This window comes from Streptomyces sp. NBC_00996, assembly GCF_045162675.1.
Classification (GTDB): Bacteria; Actinomycetota; Actinomycetes; order Streptomycetales; family Streptomycetaceae; genus Streptomyces.
Window position 1 is genome coordinate 8,870,124 of sequence record NZ_CP108723.1, and the last position, 17,670, is coordinate 8,887,793.

The window sequence follows — 17,670 nt, forward strand, 5'->3', positions numbered from 1 at the left end:
GGACACCGTTTTCGCTTTCTCCATGAGGGCGACACGATGCTCTGGCACTGCGCGCGTGGGTGCGGAGCGGAGGGCAGCAAGCGATACCCGACCGCCCAGGACGCCGAGCGTTACGCACAGGCATTCGACCGCGAGGACCAGGCGGACATGGGCCGACGAGCACCGCTGGGCCTGCTCCCCCTTCGGCTGCTGCGCGCCTGGCGTCTGCGGCGCCGAAAGGAAGCCGGTGGGGAGCCGCGTGCCGAGTCTCCGCCGCCGTGAGGGGTTCTGACAGGGGACGTGGTTCATGAGCCACCCCGGGTGTCGAGCCTCGCCGGCCCGGCCGCGGTGCCGGATGGGTGCCCGGAACCGCGGCGTTCGCGTCTCAACCCTTGTTCTCTGTGCTTTCACTCGTCTCGCTGATCTCGATGTGCCGAGGCTTTGCGACCTCGGCCTTGGGGACGGTGATGTTGAGCACCCCGTCCGACATCTGCGCATTGATCTTTTCGGTGTCGACCTCTCCGGGCAGCCGCAGCCGGTACTCGAAGGATCCGGTGCGGCGGGTGCTCCGGCGCAGGACGCCTTTGCGTTCCTTCTCCTTGGTCTCTCCGGTGACCACCAGCTCCTGGCCGTTCGCTTCGACGTTGATGTCCTTGCTCTTGACGCCGGGAAGTTCGATCTCGACGTGGAAGGCGTCGTCGGACTCCGTGACATCCGCCAGAGGTGTCCACGCGACTGCAGGCGCAGTGCCTCCCACCGTGGACTCGATCAGTCCGCTCATCTCGCTGAGCAGTTGGTCGAACTCCGTCAGCGGATTGCGTGCCCAGCCAACGGGGCTGCCCTGCATTGCGCCACCGCGGTGACGCCGGACGGGCGTGGCCATTCCCATCGCCTCCTTCTCCTTCTCGTGATCTCGTCGCCCGCTGAGTGTCATGCGAGCCAAGCGGACTCCTTCGGACGGGTGTGCGGTGAGCTGTCGGTGCCGCCGTGCGCGGCCGTGTGGCCCAGGTAGCGGTGCACGAAGTGGATGCTCATCGCGCCTTCGCCGACCGCGGAGGCCACGCGCTTCACCGAGCCGCTGCGGACGTCGCCGGCGGCGAACACGCCAGGCAGGCTGGTCTCCAACGTCAGGCAGTCGCGGCCCTGGCTCTGCCACAGTTCGGGAACGGAGCAGGCCTGCGCCTCCGCGCCGGTGAGCACGTAGCCGCGCGCGTCGAGGGCAAGCGCGCCGGACAGCCACTCGGTGTGAGGGTCGGCGCCGGTGAAGACGAACAGTGCCCGCACCGCGAGGTGGCGGTGCTCGCCCGTACGGTGGTCGACCACGGTGACCGCCTCCAGCGCCTTGTCGCCGAGTGCCTCGGTCATCTCGGTGTGCAGCAGCACGCGCACCCGCGGGTGGCGCTCGATCTGATCGATCAGGTAGCGGGACATGTGCGCCTCGAGGCTCGGCCCACGGACGAGCAGATACACCTGCGGTGCGTACCCGGCCAGGAAGAGCACGGCCTGGCCCGCGGAGTTGCCGCCGCCGACCACCGCCACCGGGTCGGTACGGCACTGCTGGGCCTCGTAGACGGTCGCCGAGTAGTGGACGCTCGCGCCCTCCAACGGCTCGATGCCGGGCACATGGAGGCGGCGGTAGCGGGCGCCGGTGGCCAGGACGACGGTACGGGCGGTGATCTCGCTGCCGTCTGCGAACCTGACGGCGTAGTGGCCGTCCCGCGGTTCGAGCCGGGCCGCCTCCGCCGGGACGCTGATCCGGGCGCCGAACTTGCCCGCCTGGAGCACCCCGCGCTCGGTGAGTTCGGCGCCGGAGATGCCGGAGGGGAAGCCGAAGCAGTTGTCGATGCGGGAGGACGTCCCGGCCTGGCCGCCGGTGGCCATCGCCTCGACCACGGTCGTGCCGAGGCCCTCCGAGGCGGCGTTCACCGCGGCGGCGAGACCGGCCGGACCGGAGCCGACGATCAGGAGATCGCCGCGGCCGTTGCCCGACGGCAGGGGCGGCAGGCCGATGAACCGGGCCAGTTCGGCGTTGCTCGGATTGCGCAGCAGTGTCGTGTCCCGCCAGATCACCAGCGGCGTCTGCTCCGGACCGACCGCGAAGCGGCGCAGCAGCGCTTCGGCCTCCTCGTCCGTCTCCAGATCGATCCAGCGGTGCGGCAGCCGGTTGCGGGCGGCGAACTCGCGCAGCCGCCGGGTGTCGGGCGAGTAGCGCGAGCCGATGATGCGGAAACCGGCGCCCTGCCCGACGAGCAGGGCACGGCGGCCCAGGCAGGCGCGCAGCACCACATCACCAAGGGTGGAGTCCCGGGTCACCAGGTCACGCAGCTGATCCATGGACAGGGTGAGGATCTCGCCGGGGTCCCTGACCACGGCGGTGTAGAAGGCCACCTGTCCGTTCAGGAGGCCGAGTTCGCCGATGAAGCGGCCAGGGCCGTGCACACGCAGCAGGCGTTCGCCGGGTGTGCCGTAGCCCTCGACGATGGCGACCGAGCCGCTGAGGACGACGTAGAACGTCTCGCACCGCTCCCCCTCCCGGATCAGCACGTCACCGGCGTCAACCGGGCGCCTCCGGCCATGCTGCGCCAGGCGGGCCATCTGGTCGTCCGGCAGGCGGGGATAGGCGCCGTAGATGTCGGGGGTCTCGAAGGGGACGCTCTCCTCCGCCTCGTCCGGCACCGGCGCTGCGCTCGGCCGCGTGTCGTCACCGGGCATCACACGAACGCCTCGTGGACGAAGCACCACCGCCAGTCCTCGCCGGGCTCCAGCGACGCCACGATCGGATGGCCGTCGGCGGCGGCGTGACGGCGGGCGTGCCGGTTCGGCGAGGAATCGCAGCAGCCGACGTGGCCGCAGGTCAGGCAGAGCCTGAGGTGGACCCAGGGGGAACGCGTGGCCAGGCATTCCTCGCATCCAGGGGCGCGCGGGGTGACGGGGCGTACGAGGGCGAGGTGGGGGTCGGTCCGTACGGTCATGGCTGATCACCCTTTCCCGGCCGGTTCGCGGCCGGCGATCGACCGCTCCACCCACCGCCGCAGGGCAGGGGCTGGTGCGGCACCCGCCTGCCGGGCGATGGTCTGTCCTTTGTCGAGGACCAGCAGCGTCGGTACGGCCTGGACCTCGAACCGCCGCGCCAGGCGCGGGTTCTTGTCGATGTCGACCTTGACCAGCTTGATCGTTCCCGCGAGATCGGCGGCGACCTTCTCCAGCGCGGGGCTCACCATGCGGCAGGGGCCGCACCAGGTGGCCCACAGGTCGACGACGACGGGCACGGTGGCCTGCTCGACGACCTCGGTGAAGTCGTCGTCGCCCGCGTCGGCCATCCACGGCAGAGGCTGCTTGCAGTTGCCGCACCTGGGGCGGCCCTCGGCGGCCACGGGTACCCGGTTGGCGCGCCCGCAGTGCGGGCAGGTGACGTTGGTGGCTTGCACGGTACTCATGCCGCCCTCGCTCCCTTCACGTCCCCGGGCTGGTCGTAGGTGACCACTAGCTCTGCGTGCTCGGCGTCGACGCGCACCGTCGCGCCGTCCTGGACGTCGCCGCGCAGCAGGGCGCGCCCGACCAGTGTCTCGACCTCGTGGGAGATGTAACGCCGCAGCGGCCGGGCCCCGTACACCGGGTCGTAGCCTTGGTGGGCGATCACTTCCCGGGCTGCGGCGGTGAGTTCGACGGTGATGCGGCGTTCGGCGAGCCGCTGCCGCAGTTCGTCGAACTGCAGCTCCACGATCCGCTCGATCTGCCGCTCGCCGAGCGGTTTGAACAGCACGATGTCGTCGACGCGGTTGAGGAACTCCGGGCGGAAGTGCCCGCGCAGCTCGCCCATCACCAGGGCGCGGGCGTCGGGCTTGATCTCACCTTCGGCGGTGGCGCCGTCGAGGAGGTGCTCGGAGCCGATGTTGGACGTCATGATGATCACGGTGTTGCGGAAGTCGACGGTGCGGCCCTGGGCATCGGTGATGCGGCCGTCGTCGAGGATCTGCAGCAGGGTGTTGAAGACATCGGTGTGCGCCTTCTCGATCTCGTCGAACAGCACGACCGAGTACGGCTTGCGGCGTACGGCCTCGGTGAGCTGGCCGCCTTCCTCGTAGCCGACGTATCCGGGCGGTGCGCCCATGAGCCGGCTGACGGTGTGCCGCTCCTGGTACTCGCTCATGTCGAGGCGGACCATGTTCTCCGCGGAGTCGAACAGGGTCCGGGCGAGGGTCTTGGCCAGCTCGGTCTTCCCGACGCCGGTGGGGCCGAGGAAGATGAACGAGCCGATGGGGCGGCGAGGGTCGCGGATGCCGGAGCGGGCGCGGATGATGGCGTCGGTGACGAGTTTGACGGCTTCGTCCTGGCCGATGACGCGCTCGCGCAGGATCTCGTCGAGGCGCAGCAGTTTCTCGCGTTCGCCCTCCTGGAGGCGGGCGACTGGGATGCCGGTCCAGGCGGCGACGATCTCGGCGATCTCCTCCTCGGTGACGACCTCGCGCAGCAGCCGGTTCTGCCCTTGTTTGGCGGCCAGTTGCTCCTCTTCTGCGGCGAGTCGGCGCTCCAGGTCCTGGAGTCGGCCGTAGCGGAGTTCGGCGGCGCGGTTGAGGTCGTAGGCGCGTTCGGCCTCCTCCGCCTCGTGGCGGACCTGCTCCAGTTCCTGGCGCAGTTCCTGCACGCGGCGGATCGCCTGCCGTTCGGCCTCCCACTGGGCGTGATTGGCGTCGGCCTCGCCGCGCAGGTCGGCCAGTTCCCTGCGCAGCTCCTCCAGGCGTGTTTTGCTGGCGGGGTCGGTCTCCTTGGACAGGGCCGCCTCCTCGATCTCCAGGCGGGTGACGCGGCGGGTGATCTCGTCGAGTTCGGCGGGCATCGAGTCGATCTCGGTACGCAGCCGGGCGCACGCCTCGTCGACGAGGTCGATGGCCTTGTCGGGCAGGAACCGGTCGGTGATGTAGCGGTGGCTGAGGGTGGCCGCGGAGACCAGCGCGGTGTCCTGGATCTTCACGCCGTGGAAGACCTCGAGGCGTTCGCGCAGTCCGCGCAGGATGGAGATGGTGTCCTCCACGCTCGGCTCGTCGACCAGGACCTGCTGGAAGCGGCGTTCGAGGGCGGCGTCCTTCTCGATGTGCTTGCGGTACTCGTCGAGGGTCGTGGCGCCGATCATGTGGAGTTCGCCGCGGGCGAGCATCGGCTTGAGCATGTTGCCCGCGTCCATGGCCCCTTCGGCAGCGCCCGCGCCGACGACGGTGTGCAGTTCGTCGACGAAGAGCAGGATGCGCCCCTGGGCGGCCTTCACCTCGGACAGCACGGCCTTGAGGCGTTCCTCGAACTCGCCGCGGTACTTGGCGCCGGCGACCAGGGAGCCCATGTCGAGGGCAAACACCGTCTTGTCGCGCAGGCCCTCGGGGACATCGCCGCGGACGATGCGCTGGGCGAGGCCCTCGACGATGGCGGTCTTGCCGACGCCGGGGTCGCCGATGAGGACGGGGTTGTTCTTGGACTTGCGGCTGAGGATCTGGGTGACGCGGCGGATCTCCGCGTCACGGCCGATGACCGGGTCCAGCCGCCCGGACCGAGCCTCGAGGACCAGGTCGCGGCCGTACTTCTCCAGAGCCTCGTAGGCCACTTCGGGGTTGGCGGAGGTGACGCGCTGGTTGCCGCGGACCTGGGTGAGCGCGCTCAGGAACGAGTCCCTGGTGATGCCGGCCTGTTTGAGCAGTCGCCCGGCGGCGGTCGAAGAGCTCTCCTCAGCCAGGGCGAGCAGGAGGTGCTCCACGGACACGTACTCGTCCTTGAGGCGTTTGGCCTCCCGTTCGGCGGCGTCGAGCAGGCGGGCGAGGCGCTGGGTGACGAAGACCTGGCCGGGTGCCGCGCCGGGGCCGGTGACCTTCGGGCGGCGGGAGAGTTCCTCGCCCACGGCCGCGCGCAGTTCCTTCGGCTCGGTGCCGGCCTGTTGCAGCAACCGCGGGATCAGACCGTCCTCCTGATCGAGAAGTGCGAGCAGCAGGTGTTCCCCGTCGACCTCGGTGTGCCCCATGCCGACGGCCGCGGTCTGGGCCTCCTGGAGGGCTTCCTGGGACTTCTGGGTGAGACGGTTCATGTCCATGGGGGTGTTTCACTCCTCATGCCGCGGCCGCGCAGGGCGGCTTCGAGCAGGCTGATGCGGTCGAGCAGGTCGAGCACCAGGCCGATGGATGCGTAGTTGAGGCAGAGTCCGGTGCGCAGCCGCTGGATGCGGGCAAGGACCGCCGGGGCCGTGGGGTCGAACACCAGGCGCCCCGCGGCGTCGCGTTCGGCGTCGATCAGGCCGAGGGCGACGAACCGGCGGATCAGATCGGGGTGGAGGCCCGAGCGACGGGCCACGGCGTCGAGGGAGAGCCTGGGGGCGGGCACGAGCGCGTAGCGGACAGCCGTCGAGGCGGTGAGGTCGGCGCCCGTTCGTACCGGACGGTTGCCCACGCCGGCCCGGCCGATGCCTGCCGCTCCCGCGGGTCGGTCGTTCATCGCGTCCTCCTTGGGTCGAACGAGGAGGTGGCGGCGAGCTCCTCGAACAGTTCGCGCTCCCGGTCGCCGAGGGTGGGCGGCACCATGACGCGGAGTTCGGCGTACAGGTCGCCGTTCGCGCCGCGCGGGTTCGGCATGCCCTCGCCGCGCAGCCGCAGCCGCCGGCCGCTGGACGAGCCCGCGGGCACCGTGACCTTGGCCGTGCCGCCGCCGGGGGTGGGCACCGGCACGGTCGCACCCAGGGCCGCCTCCCAGGGGGCGACCGGGACCTGGACGTGCACGTCGCGGCCGTCCAGCCGGAACCGGGGGTGGGGCTGGATACGCACTCGCAGGTACAGGTCGCCCGCGGCGGCGTCACCACTGCCCCGGCCGCCCTCGCCCGCCAGCCGGATGCGCTGCCCGTCGGTGACGCCCGGCGGCACGTCGACCTCGTACCGCCGCGGCTGCCCGGTGGGACCGGCGAGCGTGACGGTGCGCCGGCCGCCTCGGTACGCCTCCTCGACGGTGAGCGGCAGCTCGGCCTCCTGGTCCGCTCCGGGGACGCCGCCTCGGGCGGCGCCGGCTCCGAACATGGAGCCGAGAAGGTCTTCTATGTCGATGCCCTCCGCTCCGAAGTCGTCGCCGAAGCCGGTGGTGTACCGGACGCGAGGACCGCCCCCGCCTGCTGTCCTCCGAGCTCGGAAGCCGCCGCCCGCTCCGGCCGCGACCCGTTCGTCGAAGTCCTCGGGGATCTTGCGGAAGTCCTCGCCGAAGCGGTCGTAGCGGGCCCGGGTCTTGGGATCGGACAGGACGCTGTATGCCTCGTTGAGGTCCTTGAAACGCTCCTCCGCCCCCGGGTCCTTGTTGACGTCGGGGTGGTACCTGCGGGCGAGATTGCGATACGCCTGCTGGATCTCGTCCTGGCTCGCGGTCCGCGACACGCCCAGCACCTCGTAGAAGTCCCGTGCCATGACCGGTCACTCCCGCTTCGCCACAGTCACGGCGGCGGGCCTGAGCTGCCGCTCGCCGTCCCCGTAGCCCGGGCGCAGCACCTCGACGACCGTGCCCGGCCGGGCTTCGGGGTCCTGGACGACGCCGACCACCTCGTGCCGGGCCGGGTCGAAGGCGACGCCGGTCTCCGCATGCCGCGGATAGCCGAGCAGTTCGAGGACGTTCACCGCCTGGTCGCGGACCGCCCGGATGCCCTCCATGATCGCGCCCGGATCGGCGCCGGCGTGGGTCAGGGCGAGTTCGAGGTTGTCCAGGACGGGCAGGAAGGCGGCCGCCGTGCGGGACCGCTCGACCGCCCGTTCGCGCTCCAGTTCCCTGGCGTGACGCTTGCGAAGGTTGTCGAGGTCGGCGAGTGCGCGCCGCCAGCGGCCCTCCAGTTCCTGGATCGCGGTCGTGTACTCGTCCTCGGCAGGCGCGGGGCCGGCGGCATCGGGTCCCGGTTCGCCGTTCGCCGCTTCCGGCCGGGTTGGCGGGCCCGGTTGCGGCAAATCCCCGCGAGGAGGGCGTACGGTGCCTTCCGGGACCGGTTCGACCGGATCCGACCCGGCCCGGTCGGGTTCCTGGGGGTGGGTGGGCATGGCGCGCCTCAGCCCTTGTCGAACTCGGCGTCGATGACATCATGGTCAGCGCCACCGCCACTCGTGGGACCGCCGGTGGCGGCGTCCTGGCCGGGACCGCCCGTGGCAGCGGCGCCCTGATGGGCCGCCAGCCCGGCGAGCACCTGCTGGAGTTCGGAGGTCAGGGGCCGCACGCGCTCCACGCCCGCCTCTTCCTTGACCGCCGCCCGGGCGTCGGACACGAGCATCTCGGCGCGTGCCTTCTCGTGCGCGGGCGCTGCGTCGCCCAGTTCGGCGAGACGCTTCTCGACCTGGTACGCGACGGCGTCGAGTTCGTTGCGGGCGTCGACGGCCTCGCGAAGTGCCTGGTCCTGGCCCCGGTTGCGCTCGGCCTCCTGGACCATGCGTTCGACCTCACTGCGGTCCAGGTTGGAGCTCTCGCTGATGGTGATGCCCTGTTCCTTGCCGGTGTCCCGGTCGCGGGCCTTGACGTTGAGGATGCCGTTGGCGTCGATGTCGAAGGTGACCTCGATCTGTGGTTCGCCCCGCGGCGCCGGCCGGATGTCGGTGAGCTGGAACCGGCCCAGCACCCGGTTGTCGGCGGCCCGCTCGCGCTCGCCCTGGAGGACCACCACGTCGACGGCCGGCTGGTTGTCCTCGGCGGTGGAGAAGGTCTCGCTGCGGCGCACCGGGATGGTGGTGTTCCGCTCGATGATCTTCGTCATCACTCCGCCGCGCGTCTCCACGCCCAGCGACAAGGGGGTGACGTCGAGGAGCAGGACGTCCTTGACCTCGCCCTTGAGCACCCCTGCCTGGATCGCGGCGCCCAGGGCCACGACCTCGTCGGGGTTGACGCTCATGTTGGGTTCCTTGCCGCCGGTCAGTCGGCGGACCAGAGTCTGGACAGCGGGGATGCGGGTGGATCCGCCTACGAGGATGACCTCGTCGATGTCGCTCTCGCCGACCTTGGCGTCGGCCATGGCCTGCTGGACCGGTCCCAGGCAGCGCTCCACCAGGTCGCCGGTGATCTGCTCGAACGTGGACCGCATGATCGAGTCGGTGAGGTGCTTGGGGCCCGAGGCGTCGGCGGTGATGAACGGCAGGCTGACCTGCGTCTGCGTCACCGAACTCAGCTCGGTCTTGGCCTTCTCCGCCGCCTCGAACAATCGTTGTAGCGCCTGCGGGTCCTTGCGCAGGTCGATGCCGTTCTCCTTCTGGAAGTCGTCCGCGAGGTAATCCACCAGACGCCGGTCGAAGTCGTCGCCGCCCAGGTGGCTGTCGCCGGCGGTGGAGCGCACCTCCACCACGCCGTCGCCGACGTCGAGGATGCTCACGTCGAAGGTGCCGCCGCCCAGGTCGAAGACGAGGACGGTCTCGTGCTCCTTCTTGTCCATGCCGTACGCGAGGGCGGCCGCCGTCGGCTCGTTGATGATTCGCAGCACCTCCAGTCCGGCGATCCGTCCGGCGTCCTTGGTGGCGGTGCGCTGAGCGTCGTTGAAGTAGGCGGGCACCGTGATGACCGCCTCCGTGACCCGCTCCCCCAGCTGCTTGGACGCGTCGTCGGCGAGTTTGCGCAGCACCTGTGCGCTGATCTCCTCAGGCGCGTACAGCTTGTCGCGCACCTTGAAGCGGGCCGCCCCGCCGTCGCCCTCGACGACGTCGTACGCCACCGCCCTGGCCTCGTCGGAGATCTCGTCGAAGTGCCGGCCGATGAACCGCTTGGCCGAGTAGATGGTGCCCTTGGGGTTGAGGATCGCCTGGCGCCGGGCCAGCTGGCCCACCAGACGTTCCCCGGTGTCGGTGAAGGCCACCACGGACGGTGTCGTGCGGTTGCCCTCGCTGTTGGGCACGACGGACGGCTCGCCGCCCTCCCACACGGCGATCACCGAGTTGGTGGTGCCCAGGTCGATGCCCACTGCCTTGGCCATGATGAACTCCTCCCGGTACGGCGCCTGCGTCGACTCTCCGGACCGCGTTCGTTCAGGTAGGGATGGGACCTCCGCCGGTGGTCCGCAGCCCGCCGATCAGCCCTACAGCCTCGTCGGAGACCTCCTCGTCCACGACGACCTCGTACGGCTCGGCTGCATCGAGCAGAGCGAGGCGAAATCCCAGCGACCGCCCTGCAGGGCGTGCAGCAGCAGCCGGACAGCGCGCCGATGATCGCTCCGAAGACCAGCCCGTACAGGGCGAGGAGCAGTGCGGAGACGACGGGGTCGAGCCAGTTCACAAGGCCGAACAGCCAGCCGATCAGGAGACCGGGGAGCGCACCGCTCGCCGCTCCGTGAAGCGCGGCCCTGCCGTAGTCCATCCGGCCGATCACCTGCTCGACCAGGCGCAGGCCCTGGCCGATGATCGCCGCCCTCTCCACGGGAAACCCGTGGTCAGAGAGGTGGTCAACGGCGCGTGCGGCTTCCCGGTACATCTTGTACGAGGCAACCGGCCCGCGATGCTGCTCGGTCATCGCCCAGCCCTTCCTGCCGGTGCGCACGGACGGTTTCGAACACTCCCCAGGGTGGCGAGCCGAGTGGCTCCACGCCTGCGCCTGGCGAGTCAGAAATGCACGGGTCCGGTCGCCCCACGAGTACGAGAGGAAGAATCCGAACATCTCGGATGAGCCGGCCCGCGAGCGGGTACCACCGCCCGCCTGTAGGCTCGAGGGGAACGGAGTGATCCCATGGCCGGCAGCCGGGCGCACAACGTGTACTGCCGCCGCTCCGACCGGGAGGGCAGCCTTCCGCGGGACAGCGGCGGGCGGCATGCCACGGCCGCGCGGAGAGGGCCCCGCTCACCCGCTCCAACCCCGGCCGACCATGCCCCCCACGAACTGATGGTGCTCTCCCGCGCCCTGTTCGACACCCCGGACGAAGGCGAGATCCTAAGCCTGGCCATGGACCACATAGCCGCCGCAGGGCCTTACAGCGCCGAGGCCGGATACCTCAGGGTGGACGGCGAGCTGGTCCCCAGGCCGCGGGACGGGCAGATCCGTGCCCTGGCCGTGGACCGTAGGGTGCGGGAGCTGAACGGGCAAGACGGCCCTGTGACCGTACCCGGCCGGCCCTGGGGCTGGGCCCTGGGGCTACGCGGATTTGAGAGACTCCACGGCTACCTCGTGGTGACGTCCCGCTCCCGGCCCACCGAGGCCGAGCGATCCCTGCTCGCCACGCTCGTCCGGCACACCGCTGCTGCACTGTCAGTCGCCTTCGCACACCGCCGCCAACGCGAGGACGCGCTGGAACTGCACCGACTGAGGGACGAACGCACAGCCCTCCAGCGGCAGCTGATCTCCGTCGTGGCTGAGCTGGGGTACCAGCGAGGCGTTCACGCGCTCATGGCCGACGTCGCTGCCTCGAGCGGCGGCGAGGAAGCCATCACCCGCGCACTGCACAGGCTCACTGGACTCCCCGCGCTGGTCGAGGACCGCTTCGGTCGGCTGAGGTCCTGGACCGGCCCCAGCCGCCCCGACCCCTATCCCGAACCGGACCCCGTGCGCCAGGACGAAATGCTGCACGCCGTCGCCTGTCAGGCCGGGCCGGTGCGGATAAAGGACCGGCTGATCACCCTGGTCCGCCCGCACGGCGAGATCCTGGGCGTGCTGGCCCTGGTCGATGCCCGGGACGAGGCCGACGAGCACACCGTGCTCGCGCTGCAACACGCCGCCACGTCACTCGCCCCGGAGCTGACGCACCTGCGCAATCTGGCCGAAGTGGAGCTGAGGCTGCACCGCGAGCTGGTCGACGACCTCCTGGCAGGGACGGACGAGGCGAGCGCCTACGCCCGGTCCGAGGCAGTCGGACACGACCTGCACCGCAGCCACTACGTCGTCGTGGTGCAGTGGTCGAAGCGGACTGCGGACGATTCCTTCGCGCAGACCGTGGGCCGGGCGGCCTCTGCCGTGGGCATGCGCTCGCTGCTGACCCGACGTTCCGACCACGTGGTCCTGGTCGCCGACGACAGGCCGCACGCCCGCGCGCTGTACGAGGCGCTCGCCCGGGAGACCGGAACACGGTCCGGGACGATCGGAGTGAGTGCCCCTTGCGACTCCCTGGACGACATCCCCCACCGCTACCAGGAGGCGCAGCGCGCCCTGGAAGTGCGCCGCCACTCCCGCGAGCGCTACGGCACGACGTTCTTCGACGAGCTTGGCCTCTACCGCATCCTGGGACCCGGCAACGATTACCGGGAACTAGAGACGTTCGTCCACGAGTGGCTCGGGCAGCTCATCGACTACGACTCCCGGCACCACACGGCCATGGTGGAGACCCTGTCCCGGTACTTCGACTGCGGCGGCAACTACGACGAGACCGCCGAATCCCTCGCGATCCACCGCAGCACGCTGCGCTATCGGCTCCAGCGCATCCGCGACATCAGCAGCAGCGACCTCGCGAACGTCGAGGACCGGCTCAACCTCCAGGTGGCGACCCGAGTGTGGAAGATCGTGCTGGGCGAACCCGGCTGATGGCCCGCTGGAACTGTCGCACGAGCGGTGCCAGCGGCAGTTGGACGGCGAGATCGTCGCACTCCGTGACGGCCGCACCGACTTCTCCCTCCTGCAACGACGGATGCAGCTCACCGACCCGCGCGCGGCCCTGGCCCGCGGGGTCCCGGTCGTCTACTTCCTGTTCGACCTGCTCCGGCTGGACGGCTGCGACACCACTCGGCTGCCGCTGCGCACCCGGAAGACGCTGCTGCGCGGCGCCATCGAATTCCGCGGACCGCTGCGCTTCACGCCGCACCGCAACCACGGCGGGCAGGATCTGCTGGACCAGGCGCGTGCCCGGGGCTGGGAGGGACTGATCGCCAAGCGCCCCGACTCGGTCTACGTCGCCAGACGGTCGTCCGACTGGCTCAAGCTCAAGTGCGTCGCCGGGCAGGAGTTCGTCATCGGCGGCTTCACCGAGCCTAGCGGCAGCCGGGCCGGCTGCGTGCGCCGCGTTCCCGTATCGCGGGCCCCGCCTCGAACGGGGAACGCGACTGCACCGTGGAGGTCGTGGGCGATGCGGCGGCCGTCGTCGCGAAGGCCGCCGACTGTGAGGCGACGGCCAGGCCGCCGGTTATCAGAGCCGCTGCTGACAGAAGCGCGGGCGCGCCGCGGCGCATCGAGTTCCTTCTGCGGTGAGAACGCAATGAACTGCCCTCCGTGGGGGGGATGGGCGGCTCCACGACGACGGCGGGGAAGTTATGTCAAGTGCATGACAAGTCTTGCGTTGGGGGTGACCGGGAAGGTTGGCCGCAGTCTGTGTTGTCCAGCGTTTTCAACGGCGGTGCGCGTCGGATGGCGGCGCAAGGTCAGGGATGCGTTCTGGGTTGAAATGGCCGACCGGCGGCTCCGCGCGAGGGAGGACGAGGCAGGATCTGACTCGGTGAACCGGTCCATGAGGGATTGTCGGCCCGCTCCGTGTTATCGCGTGGGAGGCCGCTGCGGGGAGCGGAGTATGAGCAGGGTGATCTCGCTGGGGGCGAAGACGCGGAACGGCGGGCCCCAGAAACCGGTGCCGCGGCTGGTGTAGAGGAGGGTGCGGGTGCCGTGGCGGCTGAGGCCGGCGAGGGCGGGCTGGTCGATGCGGACCAGGTGGTGGAAGGGCCAGATCTGGCCGCCGTGGGTGTGGCCCGAGAGTTGGAGGTCGATGCCGCCTGCTGCGGCCCGGTCGACGAACTTGGGCTGGTGGGCCAGGAGCAGGACGGGCAGGTCGGGGTCGGCGCCGTTCAGGGCTCCGGCGAGGTGGGCGCGGTGGCCGGCCAGGCCGGAGGATTCGGCGGTGACGTCATCCACGCCGGCAACCACAAGGGTGTCGCCGCCGCGTTCGATCAGCAGATGACGGTTGCGCAGCGGCTCCCAACCCAGCTCGTCCATCAGGTCGACCCAGCCCTGGGCCTCGCTGTAGTACTCGTGGTTTCCGGTGACGTAGACCCGGGCGCGGGTGGCTTGCACGGTGCCGAGTGGGGTGGCCTGGGCGCGGCGGCGTTCGGCCGTGCCGTCCGCGATGTCGCCGGTGTGGCAGACCAGGTCGGCGTCCAGGGTGTTGACCTTCGCGCAGACCCGCGCGGACCAGCGGGCGCGGTCGAGCGGGCCGTAATGAGTGTCGGTGATGAGGACGACGCGGGTGCCGTCCAATCCGGCGCCCAGGCGCGGGAGTTGTACGTCGAGCTGGCGCACCCGTGGCACCCGGCGGGCCTCGGCGTACCCCCAGGCGAGCAGCACGGCGGATACGCCGAGGACCGCCCAAGTGACGATTCGGGCCCGGTCCTGACCGTCTCCGACGCCGACCACGGTCAGGGCGAGGCGCAGCAGGACGCCGAGCAGGACGGACCAAGTGAACAGTACCCAGCCGGCCCCGAGGAGGGTGTCCCCGACGATGGCCGCCCAGTCCTGCTGCCGCCGGCCGTGGCCGCGCACCATCGCGAGCGGCATAGCGATCAGGCCGAGGGCGAACAGGGCGGTGCCGCCCAGCGCCACGGGGAGCGGCCAGTGCTGGCCGGCGTGCAGCAGCACCCAGCAGGGCACGGTCCACAGCAGGACGGGGGCGATCAAAGGGATGTAGCGCATCAGGCGGCGCAGGCGGCTCTGCTGGGTCGCATGCGCTGCACCGTCCGCAGATCGGGCCTCGCTGGTAGCGGTCACGCTTCCCCTCCTCAAGTAACCGGACTGCCGGCGCACTGTATCCGGTCGTCCTAAGGGACGTCTTACCGATCGCTGATGCCCATTTCATCGGCAACGTGCGCGACGGGGCGACCGGCCCGGACCCGATCGATCAGGAGTCGTTGGCCGCGCACCTCAATCGGGAATTGGGATGGGACCTCTACCGCGAGACCCTGGCCCGTGCCGTCGCCGACCACCTGGCCATCGAGACCGGTGAGCGTGTGGAGTGTCGGTGCGAACACTTCCTGTCGTCAGGGGGCGTCAGTTGTCGAGTGGTTGTGTCGGCCGTCAAAGCCCGCACCCAGGCCATCAACCAGCTCAAGGCCGTACTCGTCACTGCGGACCCCGTCTTGCGGGAGGAACTGGCCGGGCTGGGCAATGCCGAACTCTTCCGTACCTGCGCGCAGTTCACCGATGCGCGTGGTCGCGAGGAGGTCGGCGAGGAGTCGGTGTTGCAGGCCACCCGGATCACGCTGGGCCTGCCGGCTCACCGGATCGGCCAGCTCTCCGAGGAGATCCGGGACGTGGAGGCTCGTCTTGCCCGGCTCGTGGAATGCCATGCCCCGCAGCTGCTCGACGTGGTGGGGATCGGTCCGGACACGGCGGTCACGTTGCTGGTCACGGTGGGGGACAATCCGGAACGGCTGGACAGCGAGGCGCCATTCGCCGCACTGTGCGGGGTCAGTCCGGTCGAGCGCTCCTCGGGGCGTCGGCAGGTCCGTCGTCTCAACCGCGGCGGTGACCGTCAGGCCAACGCGGCGCTCCATCGCATCGTGTTCACCCGCCTGCGGGTCGACCCGCGCACTCAGGACTACTACGAGCGCCGGATCAAGGAGGGCAAGACCCGCCGCGAAATCGTCCGGTGCCTCAAACGCTATGTGGCCCGGGAGGTCTTCCACCTGGTCAGACAGCTGCAGCCAGACCCCCGCTCATAGGGGCAGTCGTGAGACGTGAGAGGGTCTGGGGCGTGAGTGAGACACCACCGAACCCCCTGCAATACCGCTTTGACGGGCCAGAAGACGCTCCGGTCCTGATCTTGGGTCCCTCACTGGGTACCACATGGCACATGTGGGACAGGCAGGTCCCGGAGCTCTCGAAGCACTGGCGGGTCTTCCGGTTCGACCTGCCGGGGCACGGCGGAGCGCCCGCGTATCCGGCGGGTTCGGTCGCCGAACTCGCCGACCGGCTGCTCGCCACGCTCGACGGGCTCGGTGTGCAGCGCTTCGGTTACGCGGGCTGCGCGTTCGGGGGTGCCATCGGGATCGAACTGGCGCGGCGCCACCCGGAGCGGCTGGCCTCGCTCGCGCTGATCGCGGCCTCGCCGCGCTTCGGTACGGCCGACGAGTTCCGGCAGCGCGGTGTGATCGTGCGGACGAACGGCCTCGAGCCGGTGGCGCGTACGTCGCCCGAGCGCTGGTTCACGGGCGGGTTCGCCGCGGCCCAGCCCGCGATCACCGAGTGGGCCGTGCAGATGGTGCGTACCACCGACCCCGGCTGTTACATCGCGGCCTGTGAGGCGCTCGCCGCCTTCGACGTGCGCGCCGAGCTGGGCCGGATCGGCGTCCCGACGCTCGTCCTCGTCGGCTCCGACGATCAGGTCACCGGGCCCGCCGAGGCACGCACGCTGGTCGCCGGGATACCGGACGCCCGGCTCGCGGTCGTGCCAGGAGCCTCGCACCTGGTCCCCGTGGAGCAGCCCGCCGCGGTCACGGACCTGCTCGTACGACACTTCTCCACCGCCTGGCAGCCCGCCTTCGACTCGACCACCGGCCAGATGGCGATCCAGGCGGCCCCGGTGAAGCCGGTCCTGGCCGCGCCCCCGTCGGTCGCGCCCCTCGCCGAGATCGCCCCGCCCGCCCTGCAGCCCGAGGTCATGGGGATGGGGCGCCCCGATCCGTACGACGCCGGGATCAAGGTCCGCCGCGAGGTGCTCGGGGACGCGCACGTCGACCGGGCGCTGGCCTCGGCGGACGAGTTCTCCGGGGACTTCCAGGAGTTCATCACCCGGTATGCGTGGGGCGAGATCTGGGACCGTCCCGGGCTCGACCGGCGCGCGCGCAGCTGCGTCACGCTGACCGCGCTGGTCGCGGGCGGCCACCTCGACGAGCTCGCCTTCCACACCCGCGCCGCCCTCCGTAACGGCCTCACTCCGGTGGAGATCAAGGAGGTGCTCCTGCAGGCGGCCGTCTACTGCGGCGTACCGGCCGCCAACAGTGCGTTCAAGGTGGCGCAGCAGGTCATCAGCGAGGAGACCACGCCGCAGGAGTGATCTTCAGCCTGGCAGTGGGAGCACCAGCCTCAGCAGCCCTTCGCGGCGCAGCCGGGGGGCAGGATGGAACCATGAAGCTCACGAAGAAGTCGCACGCGTGTATTCGCCTGGAGAAGGACGGCCAGACGCTCGTCATCGACCCGGGCACCTTCAGCGAGGAGGACGCCGCCGTCGGCGCGGACGCGATCCTGGTGACGCACGAGCATCTCGACCACTTCAACGAGGAGCGGCTGCGGGCCGGTCTGGAGTCCAACCCGGCGGCCGAGATCTGGACCCTGAAGTCAGTCGCGGAGAAGATCTCCGCCGCCTTCCCGGGCCGTGTGCACATCGTCGGCCATGGCGACACGTTCACCGCTGCGGGCTTCGATGTCCAGGTGCACGGCGAACTGCATGCCGTGATCCACCCGGACATTCCGCGCATCACGAACGTCGGCTATCTCGTCGACGGCGGCCGCGTCTTCCATCCCGGTGACGCCCTCACGGTCCCCGACCAGCCCGTCGAGACGCTGATGCTCCCGGTCATGGCCCCGTGGAACAAGATCGCCGAAGTCATCGATTACGTCCGCGAGGTCAAACCCCAGCGTGCGTACGACATCCACGACGCCCTGCTCACCGATCTCGCCCGGCCGATCTACGACAACCAGATCGGCGCCCTGGGTGGCTCCGAACACCTGCGGCTCGCGCCGGGGGCGTCGGCCGAGGTCTGAGCGCCGGCCCTTCGGCAGCATCTCCGGCGGCGTAAGGCCCTCAGCGGCGTCAGTTCCTCA

General features: G+C 70.5%; 16 protein-coding genes and 1 pseudogene. 6 read left to right on the top strand and 11 right to left on the bottom strand.

All coding sequences use genetic code 11. The annotated features are described in order from the left end of the window. Positions 1–36: 36 nt before the first annotated feature. Entirely contained in the window at positions 37–261 is a 225-nt protein-coding gene (locus OG390_RS41130) for a hypothetical protein (RefSeq protein WP_383407206.1), read from the top strand. Between the two features lie 103 nt (positions 262–364). On the opposite strand, the gene OG390_RS41135 is transcribed toward OG390_RS41130, so the two are convergent. From OG390_RS41135 to OG390_RS41180, 10 genes are read right to left on the bottom strand one after another with little or no spacing between them, the layout of a single operon-like run. Continuing rightward, complete coding sequence (locus OG390_RS41135; protein WP_406178172.1) at positions 365–862, bottom strand: Hsp20/alpha crystallin family protein; 498 nt, start codon at positions 860–862, stop codon at positions 365–367. 47 nt (positions 863–909) lie between these two features. Then, the gene (locus OG390_RS41140; protein ID WP_406175089.1) at positions 910–2,691 is read right to left on the bottom strand and encodes an FAD-dependent oxidoreductase; all 1,782 of its coding nucleotides are present in this window, start codon (positions 2,689–2,691) and stop codon (positions 910–912) included. Further along, on the bottom strand, positions 2,691–2,951 hold the full coding sequence (locus OG390_RS41145) for a UBP-type zinc finger domain-containing protein (RefSeq protein ID WP_075033266.1): 261 nt from the start codon (positions 2,949–2,951) through the stop codon (positions 2,691–2,693). The genes OG390_RS41140 and OG390_RS41145 overlap by 1 nt, the downstream gene beginning before the upstream one ends. 6 nt (positions 2,952–2,957) lie before the next feature. Further along, positions 2,958–3,416 (bottom strand): thioredoxin, encoded by a 459-nt coding sequence (gene trxA, locus OG390_RS41150; RefSeq protein ID WP_406175090.1) that lies wholly within the window; start codon positions 3,414–3,416, stop codon positions 2,958–2,960. After that, a complete protein-coding gene (clpB, locus tag OG390_RS41155) occupies positions 3,413–6,052 on the bottom strand; it encodes an ATP-dependent chaperone ClpB (RefSeq protein ID WP_406175091.1) in 2,640 nt (879 codons plus the stop codon). Before clpB ends, trxA begins: the two co-directional genes overlap by 4 nt. Further along, complete coding sequence (locus OG390_RS41160; protein ID WP_406175092.1) at positions 6,043–6,450, bottom strand: chaperone modulator CbpM; 408 nt, start codon at positions 6,448–6,450, stop codon at positions 6,043–6,045. Before OG390_RS41160 ends, clpB begins: the two co-directional genes overlap by 10 nt. Then, positions 6,447–7,400: a DnaJ C-terminal domain-containing protein gene (locus tag OG390_RS41165; RefSeq protein WP_406175093.1), complete on the bottom strand. Its 954-nt coding sequence runs from the start codon at positions 7,398–7,400 to the stop codon at positions 6,447–6,449. The genes OG390_RS41160 and OG390_RS41165 overlap by 4 nt, the downstream gene beginning before the upstream one ends. Before the next feature lie 6 nt (positions 7,401–7,406). Beyond that, positions 7,407–8,018: a nucleotide exchange factor GrpE gene (grpE, locus tag OG390_RS41170; RefSeq protein ID WP_406175094.1), complete on the bottom strand. Its 612-nt coding sequence runs from the start codon at positions 8,016–8,018 to the stop codon at positions 7,407–7,409. Between the two features lie 8 nt (positions 8,019–8,026). Then, a complete protein-coding gene (dnaK, locus tag OG390_RS41175) occupies positions 8,027–9,925 on the bottom strand; it encodes a molecular chaperone DnaK (protein WP_406175095.1) in 1,899 nt (632 codons plus the stop codon). Next, the gene (locus OG390_RS41180) at positions 9,880–10,755 is read right to left on the bottom strand and encodes a general stress protein (protein ID WP_406175097.1); all 876 of its coding nucleotides are present in this window, start codon (positions 10,753–10,755) and stop codon (positions 9,880–9,882) included. Before OG390_RS41180 ends, dnaK begins: the two co-directional genes overlap by 46 nt. Here OG390_RS41180 and OG390_RS41185 point away from each other — a divergent pair. Continuing rightward, positions 10,672–12,453, top strand: a complete 1,782-nt coding sequence (locus OG390_RS41185) for a PucR family transcriptional regulator (RefSeq protein ID WP_406175099.1) — start codon at positions 10,672–10,674, stop codon at positions 12,451–12,453. The two genes, OG390_RS41180 and OG390_RS41185, sit on opposite strands and share 84 nt — an antisense overlap. Positions 12,454–12,493: 40 nt before the next feature. Further along, positions 12,494–12,916 (top strand): annotated as a pseudogene (locus tag OG390_RS41190) (ATP-dependent DNA ligase); the annotation flags it as partial. Between the two features lie 479 nt (positions 12,917–13,395). Here OG390_RS41190 and OG390_RS41195 read toward each other — a convergent pair. Further along, complete coding sequence (locus tag OG390_RS41195) at positions 13,396–14,616, bottom strand: metallophosphoesterase (RefSeq protein ID WP_406175100.1); 1,221 nt, start codon at positions 14,614–14,616, stop codon at positions 13,396–13,398. A gap of 641 nt (positions 14,617–15,257) precedes the next feature. Here OG390_RS41195 and OG390_RS41200 point away from each other — a divergent pair. The 3 genes from OG390_RS41200 (at position 15,258) to OG390_RS41210 (ending at position 17,610) form a co-directional block, all read left to right on the top strand. Continuing rightward, a complete protein-coding gene (locus tag OG390_RS41200) occupies positions 15,258–15,569 on the top strand; it encodes a transposase (RefSeq protein ID WP_406178174.1) in 312 nt (103 codons plus the stop codon). Positions 15,570–15,601: 32 nt separating this feature from the next. Further along, positions 15,602–16,903: a 4-carboxymuconolactone decarboxylase gene (pcaC, locus tag OG390_RS41205; protein ID WP_406175101.1), complete on the top strand. Its 1,302-nt coding sequence runs from the start codon at positions 15,602–15,604 to the stop codon at positions 16,901–16,903. 71 nt (positions 16,904–16,974) lie between these two features. Beyond that, positions 16,975–17,610, top strand: a complete 636-nt coding sequence (locus OG390_RS41210; protein WP_406175102.1) for an MBL fold metallo-hydrolase — start codon at positions 16,975–16,977, stop codon at positions 17,608–17,610. The last annotated feature ends 60 nt before the right edge of the window (positions 17,611–17,670 follow it).